At 51.1% G+C, this 16513-nt stretch carries 13 protein-coding genes; 7 read left to right on the top strand and 6 right to left on the bottom strand.

The window, feature by feature from the left end; genetic code table 11:
- The first annotated feature begins 346 nt into the window (after positions 1–346).
- Positions 347–1381, top strand: a complete 1035-nt coding sequence (locus JKP77_RS13115) for a S41 family peptidase (RefSeq protein WP_218311689.1) — start codon at positions 347–349, stop codon at positions 1379–1381.
- 22 nt (positions 1382–1403) lie between these two features.
- Here the strand turns inward: JKP77_RS13115 and JKP77_RS13110 are convergent, their stop codons facing one another.
- Entirely contained in the window at positions 1404–2423 is a 1020-nt protein-coding gene (locus JKP77_RS13110) for a YihY/virulence factor BrkB family protein (RefSeq protein ID WP_218311688.1), read from the bottom strand.
- Positions 2424–2739: 316 nt separating this feature from the next.
- Between JKP77_RS13110 and JKP77_RS13105 the strand changes: the two genes are divergently transcribed.
- Positions 2740–4308, top strand: a complete 1569-nt coding sequence (locus tag JKP77_RS13105; RefSeq protein WP_218311687.1) for a sodium:solute symporter family transporter — start codon at positions 2740–2742, stop codon at positions 4306–4308.
- Between the two features lie 179 nt (positions 4309–4487).
- A complete protein-coding gene (locus tag JKP77_RS13100) occupies positions 4488–5078 on the top strand; it encodes a YceI family protein (RefSeq protein WP_218311686.1) in 591 nt (196 codons plus the stop codon).
- A 140-nt stretch (positions 5079–5218) separates the two neighbouring features.
- On the opposite strand, the gene JKP77_RS13095 is transcribed toward JKP77_RS13100, so the two are convergent.
- Entirely contained in the window at positions 5219–8326 is a 3108-nt protein-coding gene (locus JKP77_RS13095) for an efflux RND transporter permease subunit (protein ID WP_218311685.1), read from the bottom strand.
- A gap of 3 nt (positions 8327–8329) precedes the next feature.
- The gene (locus JKP77_RS13090) at positions 8330–9391 is read right to left on the bottom strand and encodes an efflux RND transporter periplasmic adaptor subunit (protein WP_218311684.1); all 1062 of its coding nucleotides are present in this window, start codon (positions 9389–9391) and stop codon (positions 8330–8332) included.
- Positions 9392–9560: 169 nt separating this feature from the next.
- Here JKP77_RS13090 and JKP77_RS13085 point away from each other — a divergent pair, with 169 nt between their 5' ends.
- The 3 genes from JKP77_RS13085 (at position 9561) to JKP77_RS13075 (ending at position 12227) form a co-directional block, all read left to right on the top strand.
- On the top strand, positions 9561–10115 hold the full coding sequence (locus tag JKP77_RS13085) for an NUDIX hydrolase (protein WP_218311683.1): 555 nt from the start codon (positions 9561–9563) through the stop codon (positions 10113–10115).
- Between the two features lie 96 nt (positions 10116–10211).
- Positions 10212–10979 (top strand): class II aldolase/adducin family protein, encoded by a 768-nt coding sequence (locus JKP77_RS13080; RefSeq protein WP_218311682.1) that lies wholly within the window; start codon positions 10212–10214, stop codon positions 10977–10979.
- A gap of 63 nt (positions 10980–11042) precedes the next feature.
- Complete coding sequence (locus JKP77_RS13075; RefSeq protein WP_218311681.1) at positions 11043–12227, top strand: mandelate racemase/muconate lactonizing enzyme family protein; 1185 nt, start codon at positions 11043–11045, stop codon at positions 12225–12227.
- An 80-nt stretch (positions 12228–12307) separates the two neighbouring features.
- Here JKP77_RS13075 and JKP77_RS13070 read toward each other — a convergent pair whose 3' ends face one another.
- On the bottom strand, positions 12308–13153 hold the full coding sequence (locus JKP77_RS13070; protein WP_218311680.1) for an amidohydrolase family protein: 846 nt from the start codon (positions 13151–13153) through the stop codon (positions 12308–12310).
- Between the two features lie 31 nt (positions 13154–13184).
- Positions 13185–13934, bottom strand: a complete 750-nt coding sequence (locus JKP77_RS13065; protein ID WP_218311679.1) for an SDR family NAD(P)-dependent oxidoreductase — start codon at positions 13932–13934, stop codon at positions 13185–13187.
- Between the two features lie 170 nt (positions 13935–14104).
- Here JKP77_RS13065 and JKP77_RS13060 point away from each other — a divergent pair, with 170 nt between their 5' ends.
- Positions 14105–15865 (top strand): acyl-CoA dehydrogenase family protein, encoded by a 1761-nt coding sequence (locus JKP77_RS13060; RefSeq protein WP_218311678.1) that lies wholly within the window; start codon positions 14105–14107, stop codon positions 15863–15865.
- Positions 15866–15952: 87 nt separating this feature from the next.
- On the opposite strand, the gene JKP77_RS13055 is transcribed toward JKP77_RS13060, so the two are convergent.
- On the bottom strand, positions 15953–16492 hold the full coding sequence (locus tag JKP77_RS13055; protein ID WP_218311677.1) for a hypothetical protein: 540 nt from the start codon (positions 16490–16492) through the stop codon (positions 15953–15955).
- Positions 16493–16513: the final 21 nt, after the last annotated feature.

The following is a 16513-nucleotide window of genomic DNA, read 5'->3' as shown; positions in this document are numbered from 1 at the left end:
GTTTAAGTTGCAAACCATCCTTGAGGGTTACGACATTGCCAGGTCTCTGGAGGCTGACTTGTGATCAAGAGACAGGCAGGAACGCCGGCTTTTTTGTATCTGTCCCCCGAGCAAATCACCAGATTTCTACCGAAACCGTCATCGTCCTGCTGTGGCGCAGATGCGCTGTTCCGGCTTATCAAGCGCGTCGTGCTTTTGCAGAGTTCCATTTCGGGCAACACCCTGTATCACCAGCTTGTCTTCGACACACTTGCTAACAACATTTTACGCTTTATCGCATTTATCTGATTTAGCATAGCCTGACACTTTGCCACGCTTTGGTTGGTAATTCAGAAAGGAACAGGTTTTGAAGCACATATTCTTGACGTTAATGTTGATGTTATCAATGACGAACGCGGCTTTTTCTGCGTCGATATCTGAACGTCAGAAGCGTGAACAGCTGGATGAAATAATAGCCAGAATTAACGAGCATTATGTGCTGGAGTCCTCGCTGTCAGCAATAAACAACGCTCTGGAGACGTTTGCGAAGTCAAAGAGCTTCAACCAAATCCAGAATAAACGGGAGTTCTCTGAAGCGCTCACTGAACAACTTCATGTCTTCGACAAACACTTCACAGTACGCTGGCGCGATCCAAATGCGCCTGAAGTTAGCGCAAGCGGAAAAGAGCCTTGGACGCAAAAAGTCGCTCGCCAGAACTATGGTTTCGCTGCTGTAGAAAATCTGGCAGGAAACGTCGGCTATATCAACCTGCGCGCCTTTGCTGAACTCACCCCAACAACCCGGGCGCTGGCTGACGCTGCGGTGACATTGGTAAAAGACAGTGATGTAGTCATCATAGATCTTCGTGAGAATGGCGGAGGCAGTCCGGATATGGTCCGCTTTTTTTCGAGCTTTTTGCTGGATAAGCGAACCCATCTCAACAGTTTTTATCACCGCGATTCAGACAACATGACAGAATTCTGGACCATGGATGAAGTGCCGTCCTGGCTGGCTGCCACACCACTTTACCTGTTAACCAGTGAAAATACCTTTTCGGCAGCAGAGGAATTCGCCTACAACCTCAAACACCTGAAACGCGCTACGCTGGTAGGTGAGGTGACCCGAGGCGGAGCAAATCCCTGGCAATATTTTCCCACCAGCGATAATTTTGACGTTGGGATCCCAACCGCCATGGCCGTTAATCCAATTACAAACACTAATTGGGAAGGAAAAGGCGTGACACCGCACATCAAAGTTTCGGCGGACTCCGCCAAATCAAGAGCGTATGAGGAAGCGCTTTCGTGGCTCTCTTCCCGGGTTGAAAATTATGCAAAAGAAGACGTCGAGGTGGCGTTAGGGAAAATAAAGGCCTCTAAGGCAGTCCCATCTGGGACGCAATAAACCGTCGTTTTATCTGCGTCGCTTACTGCTGTGGCCTGCCATCATCGTTTATTGGTCCCGAATCGCCATCTTCTTGCTTGCTGGCACCAAGCCGCTTTCCCTTAAGCGCCTCGGGTGTATTGTCTGCCACATAAGCGCCCCGCTCTCCCATGGGTTTGGGTGAGCCTGTTGTGCTGTCTTCTGTGGTCTGCAATTCGATAGCAGAGTTAAGCTCCGCCCCAAGCAAAATAATAAACGCGCTGATAAACAGCCACATCAGTAACACGATGATACCGCCCACCGAGCCGTAGGTTCTGTCGTAAGTGTCGAACGAATGCAGGTATAGGGAAAACGCATAGGTAGCCAATAGCCAGAATATTGTCGCCATAAACGACCCCGGCGTTACCCATCGCCACTTTGCTGGAGCCCGGTGTGGACCATAGCGGTAGAGGGCAGCCAATGTTACATTAAATATCAGCACCAACGCTGGCCACGTGATCCACTTCACAGAGTCATCACTAATTTCATACCCTGTAAGCCAGCTAATCCATTTTGGCAGTACCGTCATGGTCAGCAGCGCAATGATGACGACACCAATGCCACTACAGGTAAACCAGATGCGTGCCAGCAACGCCTTGAAAAAACCCCGGTTACGGGATTCGTAATAGGTAATATTACAGGCCGTGATCAGCGCATTGGCCCCTTTACTGGAGCTCCACACCGTTAGCAATAAGCTGAATAGCACGCCCCAGCTAAGCGTGACATTTGACTTGTCCATCAGACTTTCCATTTGCTTTTCCAGTATTCCCCGGCTCTCCGGAGGTACTACATTCAGCAGCGTCAGAAAGTGTGATTGCAGGTCTTCGGTGGAAAATATCAACCCATACAGCGACACGGTTCCGGCGAGTAACGGAAATATCGCCAAGAGGAAATAAAACGCGACGCCCGCAGAGATAAGAGACAAATTGTGCTGTTCTATCTTGCCATAGACCCGGCGCACGATTTCCCACCAGGCTTCTCTGGGAAGCTGAGTAAACGAATTTGCATCATGCTGGCTGGCCAAACTACGCTCCTGACACTGGCTGACTCTGCGGTGATGAAGTCAGCAAAAGTTAATTATCATATTCCCGGCCAATTTACTGTATACGCCGTTGGATATGTCTATAAGTAGTACTGCTGTCTCAGTGATCGAGATTACTTGTACTAGCAAACAGGTGTGGCACACCTCATCCACTTTTATTCTCTCAGACGAACCGGGGCTTTTTATTCCCTCCAGAGTTCTGCATACTAAATGAACACACGGATTCAGGCGGATATCTATATTCTGACCTGCTGTGAGTCATTTTTCTTTTATCGTCGCCTGACACAAGGAGCATGTCGTGAGTACGTTGGACTACATCATTGTCGGGCTATATCTTACCGGTTTGCTAATTCTGGGGCTGGCTTTTCGTCAGCAAAAAGATAAAAAGGATTACTTTTTGGGTGGTCGGACTCTGGCCTGGCCTGCTCTCACCCTCTCAGTGATGGCAACCCAGCTCTCTGCTATCAGCTTTATCTCTGCCCCGGCGTTTGTTGGCTTACGCGAAGGCGGCGGCTTAATCTGGTTATCCTACGAACTGGCCTTGCCTGTTGCTGTGATTGTGATGCTTTGGCGATTGTTGCCCACTCTGCATGCCGCTGGCGTGGTGAGTGTTTACGACTACCTTGAGCAACGCTTTTCACGTTCTACCCGATTACTAATCAGCGCGGTTTTTCAAATCAGCCGCTCCTTTGCCACCGCCATCATGATTTACGCCATATCTCTTATTCTTCAGGGCACCATGGGTATTGCGCAATGGCATTCCATTGCCATTATCGGTGTGATCACGCTTATCTACTCTGCGATGGGTGGAATGAAAGCGGTGGTCTATGGTGATGCTATCCAGATGATATTGATCGTGGCCGGTGCTGCGGTATGCCTGTGGGCAGGACTTGACGCTATCGGCGGGTGGCAACAAATGTTATCGCAAGTCGATGGTAACCGTCTGCTGGCGACAAACCCAACGAGTTTTGGTACATCCGGGAATGATTTCGGGCTACTGCCGATGTTATTTGGTGGACTTATTTTATACGCATCATATTACGGCTGTGACCAGTCAGAAGCGCAGCGTTCATTATCAAGCCGCTCGGTCTCTGACCTTCGCAAAATGATGATGGCGGTCGCGTTTTTGCGTTTCCCGATCACGTTACTTTATTGTGGAGCAGGTCTGGTCATCGGCACGTTGTTTCTCAACACGCCGTCGCTAATGCAGCAAGTCCCACAAGGAGAGCCTGACTGGATGATGCCGGTCTTTATCATTGAGTACCTCCCTTCTGGCGTCGTTGGCATTCTCGTCGTGGCTATTCTTGCCGCAGCAATGTCATCTTTAAGCTCCGCCATTAATAGTCTGGCGGCGGTGACAGTGGAAGACATCGGGCGCTGGAGACAGCGCCGGCCTGATAACGCACAATATCTTAAACACGCGCGTCTGGCCGGCATCGGCTGGGGCATTGTGACGCTGATGCTGTCGCTGTATGCCGGCGATATCGCCCCCACTGTCATCGAAGCCATTAACAAAATAGGATCGGTCTTCTACGGCCCCGTGCTGGCTATATTTCTTTTGGGCATACACTCCTCGTCTGTCTCACCCCGCGCTGCGAATACCGGGCTTGCGCTTGGTGTGGCGGTAAACGTCGGGCTCTGGTTGTTTGATAGCCCGTTGTTCTGGTTTTGGTGGAATGCGATTGGATTTGCCGTCACCGTTTGCTTTGGGTGGATCCTCAGCCTCGTCTGGCCAAATGACGTTACCCGTACGCTTATCTCTGTGCGCGGTATCAGTCTTTATCGTGCTGGGGTACTGCTGTGTTGGAGCGTGCTGCTTATCCTCTTTTGCACCTGGATACCGGAATGGATACTGGCGTTACGATAACCATCGTTCTGGCAACGGTAGCCGCCGGCCATTCCTCTCAATGAGTTATCAGACAATTCTGAGAAACACTGAACCAAACCTCCCCGTTATGCTTAAAAAGGGTGTCTACATGTAACGTGCTGTTCCGAAATGCCGTCTTTCAGCACGACACCTCTGATTAAACCAAGTAAGGAAAAAGCATGACCAGGAATAAAACCTCACTGCTGACAGCAGCCGCGTTTGCGGGACTATTTGCAGCCCCTACCTTTGCAACCAGCGATGTCTATACTATTGACCCTGACCATACCAGCGTAATTGCATCATGGAGCCATTTTGGGTTTTCTAATCCAACAGCGACGTTCCATGACGTTGAGGGAACCATTGATTTTGATTATGAAATGCCGGAAAACTCCAGCATCTCAGTCACTCTCCCGGTCAACACGGTAGATACTTATGTAGAAAAGCTGACCAATGAGTTTCTTGGCAAAGACTATTTCAATGTCGACATGTACCCTATGGCCACATTTGAGAGCACGCGTGTTATTGGAAAAGATAACAATAACTACGAAGTGTACGGCAACCTGACCATTCATGGCGTCACCAAAAACGTCATGTTCAATGCCAAGTTAAACAAAAAAGGCACACACCCGATGACCAAAAATGAAACCATCGGGTTTGACGCACACACTGAGATCCAGCGCTCAGATTTCGGTCTGGACAAATACGTACCAAATGTCAGCGATTCGGTCGATATTCGCATTACAACAGAAGCACAGGTGATGGACGAGTAATTGCCTTCGCGACCGACCAAAACGCTCCTCGCCTGCTTTACGTTTTGACTGGCTTGCGGAGCGCTTTGTTCTGGAGACAAAAAAGCCCCCGATAATTGGTCAGCCGATTATCGGGGGCTTTTTTATATCTCCGCCTTTTTCTACTCTGCTTCACCTTTTTTATAGGGAATCTGCGCATCCAGTTGTTCAAGGTCCTGCGTGCGTTTGAGTGGCGAGCCGGTATGGCGGGCCAGCCAGGCATAGGCCGTGGGCACAACGAACAGCGTCATAAAGGCCGACAACAGCACACCTGCAAAAATCACCATACCAATAACCATTCGGCTTTCTGCGCCCGGGCCTGTTGCCAGAACCAGCGGCAATGCGCTGAACACCGTAGTAAAGCCGGTCATCACAATAGGGCGCAAACGCTGACGTGCCGCTCTGCGCAAAGCTTCTTCAAACTCAATACCGGCATCGCGGAGCTGGTTGGCAAACTCCACAATCAGGATCCCGTTTTTCGCCGCCAGTCCTATCAGCATAACCAGCCCTATCTGGCTGTAAATGTTGATGGTCATGCCGCTTAAGTACAGTCCGATAAACGCCCCCACCAGCGCCAGAGGCACGGTGAGCATGATCACCAGCGGATGGATCCAGCTTTCGAACTGGGCCGCCAGAATCAGATACGTCACCGCCAGTGCGAGTATAAATACAAACACAAACGAGTTACCGGCTTCCTGGTATAGCTGTGATTCGCCTTTATAGTCTATAGACACCGTGTCTGGCAGTTCGGTACGCACAATATTTTCCAGATATGCCAACGCTTCACCTACGGTATAGCCTTCAGCCAGATTGGCCGAAATAGTAATCGAGCGCATCCGGTTGTAGCGATTCAGGCGGGAAGACGTTGCCTGCTCGGTAAACGTAAGCAGGTTATCCATGGGGATAAGCTCACCGGTTCGCTGTGAACGAACATACAGATTATCAATACTGCTGGGGCTGCGGTAATCCGACTCAATGCCTTCCATGATGACGTAATACTCTTCCCCCCGGTCCAGAAATGTCGATACCCGCCGTTGCCCCAACATCACTTCCAGCGTACGACCAATATCCGTAATCGACACACCTAAATCGGCGGCACGATCGCGGTCAATGTTTATCAGTAGCTGTGGAAAGGTTTCCTTATAATCCGAGTCGAGCTGAATGAGGTTTTCATTTTCTGAGGCAACCTCCATGACCGTATCGCGCCAGGCCACAAGATTTTCGTAAGTGTCACCCTGCAACACAAACTCTACCGGACGTCCGAAGCCACCGCTGATGCCGCTTCGCATAATGGCAAACGCGCGGACATCAGGTACATTGTTTAGCTTTGCACTGATTTCATCCATCAGCTCAAAGGTGCTGTAATCACGCTCGTCCCATGGCGCGGCGCCAACAATAGCAATGCCGGCATTCCCACCGAAACCAGGTGTACGGACCAGCAAGCGCCCAATCGTGCCGTCCTCACGGTATGGCATCAGGATATCTTCAATTTTCTTTAAGTTAGCGGCATTGCTTTCAAAGCTGGCCCCTTCCTGCGCGTTCATCAGAATAAAGAAATTTCCTCTGTCTTCGCGCGGTACAAACTCGCTGGGGATGCGACTTGAAAGCTGGTATATCAGGCCAAGGGCGACCACTAGCAACACAGCCATCAGGAAGGGCTGGTGCAGCGTTTTGCCCAGCGTGTTGTAATAAGACGATTCCAGTCGCCCAAAGCGATTGTCCATCCACGCGCCGAAACCCGATGACCGGCTGCGTTTTTTCAGCAGCAGCGAGCTCATCATGGGTGACAGCGTCAGTGCAGTGAAGCTTGAGAAAGCGACGGCCGCCGCGATAGCAAGTGCAAACTCAGTAAACAGCCGGCCAATATTGCCCTCAAGAAAGATAAGTGGAACGAATACGGAAATCAGTACCAGCGTCGTGGCAATAACCGCAAAGCCCACTTCCTTCGCCCCGCGATAGGATGCCAGAAGTGGTGGCTCGCCCATCTCTATACGACGATAGATATTTTCCAGTACGACGATGGCATCGTCGACGACCAGACCAATAGCCAAAACCATCGCCAGCAACGTCAGCAGGTTGATTGAGAAATCCAGCGAGTACATCACCATAAAAGCTGCTATCAGGGACACCGGAACGGTTACCGCCGGGATTAGCGTCGCACGGATATTCCCCAAAAAGAGGTAGATCACAATCACCACCATCAGCATGGCAATACCAAGCGTGTTGTACACTTCACTTATCGATTCTTCAATAAAGACAGAAGAGTCGTAGCTGGGAACAATGAAAATATTATCCGGGAGTGAGGCTTCGATAGAAGCGATTTGCTCTCTGGCAGAACGTGCAACCTCCAGCGTATTGGCCTTGGACTGCTTTACGATGCCCAGACCAATCATATTCACGCCATCGCCGCGAAACTCGGTTTCATCATCCTCTGCTGCCAGCTCTACCCTGGCCACTTCGCCCAGACGAACCAGATAGCCGTCCTGTCCTACCGCTACGGCCAGCTCTGAAAAGTCATCTGGTGTCAGGAAGCTGCGGGCCACTCTCACTTCAAAGTTGCGGTCGACAGATTCCACTTCGCCGGCGGGTAATTCGACGTTTTCAGAGCGAATAACCTGCTCGACATCCGTGACGGTGATCCCCCTTGCCGCCATCGCGTTGCGGTCCAGGAAAACTTTCATAGCATAAGTACGACCGCCACCCAGCCTAACGCGGGCTACGCCTTCAACTATTGACAGTCTGTCTACCAGGAAGCGCTCTGCGTAGTCGGTAAGCTCCATAGTATCCAGATTGGTGCTGCGCAGGTTGTACCACACCACGACATTTTCATCCGAGTTCGCTTTAGCCACTTCCGGCGGCTCAGCCTGATCGGGTAAATTGTTTAATGCCCGGCTGACGCGTTCACGTACATCATTGGCAGCAGCGTCGATATCGCGGCTCAGCTTGAACTCGATAGTGATATCGGAACGCCCGTTACGGCTCGTCGAGGTAATATTTTTTATTCCCTCAATGCCGGAGATGCGATCCTCAATCAACTGGGTAATGCGGGTTTCCACAATATTGGCTGACGCACCGGGGTACTGAGTGTTGATACTGACAATAGGCGGGTCAATGTCCGGGTATTCGCGCAGTGACAGCATGCTGACCGCCACCACACCAAATATCACCAGTAGCAGGTTAATTACCGTAGCAAAAACCGGGCGCTTAACAGAAACGTCGGATAACCACATGGCCTAGCCCTCTTTGCCGGCATTCAGCACGTTCACTTTCGAGCCATCGCGCACCCGCAACGTCCCCTCTGTGACCACAAGGTCTCCTTCCGAAACACCCTCGATAATCTGAACCATTCCGGGCTTGCGCTCCCCAAGGGTAACTTCGGTTTCCCGCACAGCCTCACCGTCTACCACAAACACAAATTGTTTATTCTGCACCGGCACCAGTGCTTTTTCAGGCACCACCAGCGCATCCAGCACGCGCTTTTCTACGGTAATCTGCAATAGCATACCGGGTCGCAGACGTCCGTCTTCATTGTCGATAATTGCTCGTACCAACACAGAACGGCTGATCGGATCTACCCGTGAATCGATAGTGCTGATAGTGCCGTCGAAGGATGCACCGGGGTAGGCCACCGAACTGGCGGTGATCCGCTGCCCTGGCGCCAGACTGGCGAGGTGATTTTCGGCGACGCTGAAATCTACTTTCATCACACTGGTATCATCCAGCGTAGTGATCACGTCGGCAGGGCGAATTAGTGAGCCTTTACTTACCGCGCGTATACCGAGAAGGCCAGCAAATGGCGCACGAACCTGCAGGTTTCTTAGTTGTGCTTTGGCCACATCCAGCTGCGCCCGAAGCGCCTTCACACGGGCCTGTTGCTCATCAAAAAGTTGTTCAGACGCGGCACTGGAAGCACGGAGATTCTGTACACGATCTAACTGTCGGCGGGCTTCCTCAATATTCGCTTCCAGTTCTTCAATGCGGGCAAGCTCTTCTTCATTATTTAACTGAATGAGTAATTGTCCGGCTTCTACCGTTTCCCCGTCTTCAAACATGACTTCACTGACAATGTCCGCTTCCTGCGCTGTCAGCGTGACGGATTCGTTCGCATTCGCTGTCCCCAGCGCCTCAATGGTTACCGGGAAAGGCTGGCGTTTCACCGGCTCGGCTTTTACAGGGGTAGCCCTGCCCTGCCGGGTTTCCGCAACCTCATCCTGTGGGATGAAGAGGTACGCCAGAAACCCTGCCAATACGACCACGGCCAGCACCAGCGGAGAAAAAATTGATTTACGCGACATTATCCATTCCTATCAGTTTGTGGGCGGCTCGTGGTATGTTTATTCATATCAGCATGATATTTTGCTGTCTCATTACTGACCGCGCCAATCGCAGGTCGGCTCCTGCTTGTTATCGTTTTTGCTGTTCCCAAGAGGGATTGTAATTATGTGCTTAGTGTACTGACTTCTCATGATTGACGTGTTTCGCTTATCAGTAATTTTCGCAGTTTTAACGATTATGGGATGCAGCAGCGACGCGCCTGCGCCGCCCATGTGTCGCACAACGTCTGATTACGCCGGCAGCGAAGAGAATGCCGCATGTCTCATCCGCACGGGTGACAAGCTCCTTCTGATACGCCATCGCCTGTCGGGTAAGCTGGATATGCCTGGTGGGGGTAAACAACATGGTGAATCACTGGCCTGTGCAGCCCACCGGGAAACCTGGGAAGAAACCGGCTTCAATGTACTGGTAGGCGAGCCGCTCGGGCGAACGCCTAATGGCATGCTGTTGTTCGCTTGTCACGAACAGGCAAACGCAGGCGCACTGCCTGACACCTTCAATCCGCCAGACTGGGCCAGACTCGAAGTCACCTCACTGCATAAAATCAACCCCTTCGAGCTGGAGCACGATGATTTACGCTTTGCCAGCGATTTGATCCCGCTGCGGGACGGCTTCGTGGCAATGGGGCAGCCTTCAACCGCAGCCCCCCCATCAACTGGGCAGTCTGAAACCAAAGCGTTATGAATTATTCCATTGTATGGCTTGTTGCTACTGCGTGGCTCTGTTAATTTCTAGGGCTGTTTACCTTTGCTGTAGCACTCAATTTCGCGGAGACCTCGCTTGTTCGAACTTAAAAGCAGAAGCCTGAAAGGTCAGGTAACTGATGAAGAATGGCAGACACGGATAGATCTGGCTGCCTGTTACCGGTTAGTCGCGGACATGCGCTGGGGCGACCTGATTTACACTCATATTTCGGCCAAAGTACCGGGAACCCAGCATTATCTGGTGAATGCGTTCGGCCTGGCGTTTGAAGAGGTAACCGCCTCTAACCTGGTGAAAGTCGATCTTGAAGGCAACGTGCTGGACGGCTCGGAATTCGGTATAAACCCGGCCGGGTTTACCATTCACAGCGCAATTCATGAAGTTCGTGAAGATGCCAAATGCGTTATTCATCTGCATACGCTGGCCACGATAGCCGTGGCGTCATCGACAGGTGGCCTGAAGCCATGGAGTCAGTATGCCATGTTCTCACTGCCGTCATTAAGCTATCACGGTTACGAAGGTCTCGCCGTGGATGACAGCGAACGAAAGCGTTTGCAAAACGATTTAGGCGATACCAATCACATGCTGCTACCGAATCATGGCGGCCTGACAATTGGCCCCACTATCGGTGATGCTTTCATGCGGTTTTACGATTTACAGCGTGCCTGTGAGATTCAGGTTGCACTGATGCAGTCCAACGAGGACGTCATTGAGATACCACATACCATTGTTGATGGTATTTACGATCAGGCAAAAGTCGTTCATTCAGGGCAGACCGGTGGGCAGAAAGCCTGGCCGGCGATGTTGCGCAAAGCGTATCGTCTCGATCCCGGCTTTTGTGAATAACCGCACGCTGCGCTAAACACGCGTGTCTGACCGCACCTTAATATAATGAATTCAGGAACAACAATGAAAATCACTAAAGTAGAGATCTTCGATATCGAATGTCCCAAGCGACCTGCGTGGAACCCGGTATTTGTCCGCGTTTATACCGACGAGGGCATTACCGGCGTAGGTGAAGCCGGACTGGCTTATGATTTGGGTCACAGTGCAGCAGCACACATGATAAAAGAAATTGCTGAAGCCATGCTGATTGGCTGGAACCCGTTTAACACTGAAGGGCTGTGGGCTCGCATGTTGCGCGAGAGTTTCTGGGGGCTGGGTGGCGGCCCGGTGATCTATGCGGCCATGAGTGCGATTGATACCGCATTGTGGGACATTCGCGGTAAAGCACTGAATGTGCCGGTTTACGAACTGCTGGGCGGGAAGACTAACGGCAAACTGCGCTGTTATGCCAGTCAGTTGCAATTTGACTGGGACAAAGAGGTCACTAAGCTTAACGATCCTGCAGATTACGCGCGCGCGACAGAAAAAGCACTGAAAGATGGTTACGACGCAGTAAAAGTTGACCCTATCGTCTATGACAAAGACGGCGTTACCCATTACGACCGCACGAAGCTATTCACCAAGCCAGAGCTCAAACTGTTTAAAGCTCGGTTACAGGCTATTCGCGACACAATGGGAGAAGATGGCGACATAATCTTTGAATGTCACAGCTTATTAGGCGCAAGCACCGCGATTCAGCTGGGCGATATTGTTGAGGAAATCGGCTGCCTGTATTACGAAGAGCCAGTGAATTACCTTAACGCCAAAGTTCACGACAAAGTTGCGCGTCGTGTGAATGTGCCCATTGCCGGCGGCGAGCGCCTGTATAACCGCTGGGGTGTACGTCCTTATCTGGAAGACCAGTCGGTGGATGTATTACAACCTGATGTTGGACTGTGCGGTGGTTTCACAGAAACCAAAAAGGTTTGCGATTATGCTGACGTGTATGATGTGCGCATCCAGGCTCACGTATGCGGGGGCCCGGTGGCGACGGCTGCCAGCCTGCACTTAGAAACAGCCATCCCTAATTTCCTGATCCATGAGCATCATACCTATGCGATTAAAGACTGGAACCGCGAACTGTGTATTCAGGACCCTCAGCCGGTGAACGGCTTTATCGAGGCACCGGATACCCCGGGAATAGGCATCGAGCTGAACGATGATGTGGTATACCGTTCACCGCATATGACAATCACGTCGCTGAAATAACGCGCTTAGCGGTATTCCCGAGAGCCCATTTATCTTTGTTCAGTAGTGATGCAGTCGGGCGGATTGCCCGACTTGATGACTCAAAAACGATAAATTCGCGACGCATTGGCATATAGCAACGCGTCGCGAGACGCCTGCGGTATGTGTGCCGGTATGCGTTGCCAGTAGTGTGCGTAAGGGAGCCTGAACGTAATCAACGGAAAGTTACTCGCCATCATGACGCGATTTGTTCCGAAATAACGCAAAGTCGTACTGATAACCTGCGAAACCCTGCCCCAATCGATGGTCTCAGACATCATTTCCCAACCGGATAATTTCACCGCGACGTGCGGGTAGACACTAAGGCGTTTAACAGACTGTTCCCACTGTCGCATCTGGTAATTCATTCCCTGCGACGACATCGGGGGAAAGCCGCCATGATTAATCACCAGCTTCAGGTCCGGATAATGCGAAAGCACGCGTTCCAGTTGCGCGACGGCGCGGCTGTCAGTCAGGGACAACTGGGCTTCAAAAATCAGCTTGCGGTTGGCCAGTACACCAAGCCGATGCCTGACAACGGGTAACTGCAGCAGTGTTGCAGCGCGCTCATCCAGAATGTCTCGTACCCCAACCACCTCAGAATTTGCCGTTAACGCATCCAGCTGAGTAAAAAAATCGTTCGAAGTCAGGTTTATTCCACCAATAAACCGCACCGGTAAGCGGCAGGATCCCTGCAACCAGTTCACTTCGCGCCATGGTCTGGCGTTATCAAATCCCGCTTCAATATGGACATAACCTGCCAGACTTACCTGGCGAAGCTCATGTTCTGACACATCGCGATAAATTGCTGCTTTTTCTGACCAGTGGGGAGCGTTTTCAGGCATCAGCCAGTCATACCGTCCTTTGGTCAGTGAGAATAAATGCAGGTGTGGATCAATAATTTTCATAATTCATGGCCGCTTCCGCGTCGTGCGGATACTATTGCGCGGTGTAGCCGCCATCAATACTGTGCAGACTGCCGGTAATAAAGCCCGCTTTGTCACTGGCCAGAAAATAAACCAGTTCGGCGACCTCTTCCGGCGTACCTAGCCGCCCTAACGGCTGCTGCGCTGCTTCGTCCTTTACGATGTCGTCTTTATTGGCTCCCGAAGAGGCGACGTAGTTATCAATGGCGTTATGAAACAAAGGCGTTTCAATGGTACCCGGACATACTGCGTTTGCCCGGATGTGGTAGGAGGCATAATCCAGCGCCGTAGTTTTAGCCATTGATGCTAACGCTGACTTTGAAAGGTTGTAAGCAAACGAGTTACGTTTACCAATCAGCGCCTGATCCGACGACATCAGCACTATCGCACCCTGCTTCTGCGCTTTCATCGCAGGTAGCGCGGCACTGATGGCGAAGTACGCGCCTTTTACATTGATAGCGAAAACCTTATCCAAGAGCGTTTCATCGGTCTCTTCAATGGTTGCGGAAACGTGAATGCCCGCGTTGGAAACCAGCGCATCCAGTCTTCCGTGTTGCTCACTCACGCTTTTGATCGCGCTGTCCACCTGCGCTTTTGACGTCACATCACACTGCAGATGTGTCACACCATCACAGGCTTCCTGCGGCGCCTGAATATCCAGATTCACTACCTGATAGCCTTCAGCGGCAAACTTTTTACATACCGCAAAACCGATACCAACACTGCCTCCGGTTACAACGCAAATTCGCGCTAAGTCACTCATGGCAAACCTTTTTCAAAAAATCCAATTGCGTAAGCATGCCAATGATAAAGGGAAAAGCAAGGCAAGTAACGCAGGATTTTGGGTAGGAAGGGACAAACAGACTACTCTTTTATGAGGGAAAATGCGTATAATGAGTAAAAATTTAAACACCTGTTTGAAAGGAGTGTGTTATGCCTCAGTACCAGGCTCCCATGGCCGATTTTCAGTTTCTTATGAAAGACTGGTTAGGGTTAGAAAATCATTATTCCAGCCTCGGCATGGAAGACTTCGATGCCGAGCTGGCAAACGAAGTCGTGGCGCAGGGCGCTAAGTTCGCGACCGATGTGGTAGCACCGCTTAATCGCGAAGGCGATGAGCAGGGTTGTACTCTGAAAGATGGGAACGTGAGCACACCGGAAGGTTTCGCTGCTGCCTATCAGGAATACGTTGCCAATGGCTGGAACGCCATGTTGGGCCCGGTAGAGTATGAAGGTCAGGGGCTGCCATACACCATGGCGGTTCCGGTACATGAAATGCTGAATTCGGCCAACCTGAGCTGGCGTCTGACCACCATGCTTACCGAAAGCGCCGTACTGGCGGTTACCCGCCATGCTACCGATGAGTTAAAAGACAAATACCTGTCAAAAATGGTGACCGGCGAGTGGACTGGCACCATGAACCTGACCGAGCCTCACGCCGGTACCGATCTGGCGCTGCTGTCAACGAAAGCTGAGCCGCAGGACGATGGTAGCTACTCCATTACCGGGAATAAAATCTTCATCACCGGCGGCGACCATGACTGGACGTCCAACGTTATTCACATGGTGCTGGCACGTTTGCCAGATGCGCCGAAAGGGGTAAAAGGAATAAGCCTGTTTCTGGTGCCCAAGTTTCTGCTGGATGACAACAACGAGCCCGGTGAAAGAAATGCGTTATCGGTTGGCAGTATTGAACACAAAATGGGTATCAAGGCGAGCCCAACCTGTGTGATGAATTACGATGGAGCCAAAGGCTGGCTGGTTGGAGAGCCGAATCAGGGCCTGGCTTGCATGTTTACCATGATGAACGATGCGCGTTTTCAGGTGGGACTTCAGGGACTGGGCGCAGCAGAGGCATCGTTTCAGGGTGCCCTGACCTATGCAAGAGAACGTCTGCAATCACGTGCTCCGCAGGGCGTTCAGCAGCCGGACGAAAAAGCAGATGCCATCGTGTTTCAGCCTGATGTTGCACGTATGCTGCTTACCCAGAAAACACTGACAGAAGGCTGTCGCGCCATGTCCATGATGTATGCAAAGTACATGGACATCGAAAAGAACGGCGATGACGACGCGAAACGTGAAGCCAATAAAGTCCTTCAGTTTCTGACTCCTGTGTGCAAAGCCTTTATGACAGATATGGGCCTGGAAGTGACCAACCTGGGTATTCAGGTATTTGGCGGTCATGGTTACATACGCGAATGGGGAATGGAGCAGTTGATGCGCGATGTGCGAATTGCGCAGCTCTACGAAGGTACCAACGGTATTCAGGCGCTGGATTTGATTGGTCGTAAGCTAACCCGCGACGGCGGCAACATGCTGGAAGCCACATACAACGCCTTTGGCGAGTTTGTCAGTGCAATGGATGACAAAGAAAGTCAGTCCCGCGCACAAGCATTACTGGATGACTGGCGTGCGGCATCTGCCGATTGTCTGGGTATGTCGCCGGAAGATGTTGCGGCTGCAGCCTGTGATTATCTGGCCTATACCGCTTACTCTCTGCTTGGCGTGCTCTGGTACAGCATGGCTGATGCCGCGAAACGCGGTGACAATGCTACGCTGGCCGAGTCGAAAGCCAAGTGCAGCGCATTTTACGAAGCGCGCATTCTGCCTCGTCGTGATGCGCATAAAGTTGCGTTCCAGTCTGGTGCAGAAAAAGTACTGGCAGTGAGTGGCAGCGAGTTTGATTATCTTTAACCTGCTATAGACAGGTTACTGCAGGCTGTCTGCTACATATAAAAAAGCCCCGCAAACGCGGGGCTTTTTAGTAAGCACGAAAAAACGTTACGACCTGCGTCTCGACACCATTAATCCGGCAACAGCCAGCAGCATAAGTGCTGCGGTTTGCGGCGCGGGTACGGCGTTTACTGTCAACGTTGCGCTTGGTGCGTTAATCACATCAATATCGATAAATTGAGGGTTTGCTGCGTCCCCAACATCATCAAAGAAGTCATATATCGCCAGCTCTAAATCGAACACGCCAGCAGACAGCGCCAGAAATTCAATAGAGAACAGTGACTGTTCTCCAGTGAAAGACAGAGCTGCATCCCCGCTCATCAGAACATAGCCTTCAAAACCGTCAAAAAACACGTCAGGATTTGATAAGAAAGGATTAATGATATTGACACTTTCCAGGCTGAAAAAGTCGTACAGCACTTCCATAGTGAAACCGTCAAACGACTCGTTGTCACCCAGAATGACCGATACGTCCAGTATGGTTGATTCACCTACATTAATCTCATCATCTGAAAGTGAAAACTGGATCAACGCCGCATTCGCATTCAGTGAAACACATGCCAGCAAGGCAAAAAATAACGTCTTCATAATTTAATTCCTTAAGCAATA

Origin of the sequence: Alteromonas antoniana (assembly GCF_019249295.1) — a bacterium.
GTDB classification, from domain to species: domain Bacteria; phylum Pseudomonadota; class Gammaproteobacteria; order Enterobacterales; family Alteromonadaceae; genus Alteromonas; species Alteromonas antoniana.
This window is presented reverse-complemented; position numbering and strand designations above follow the sequence as displayed.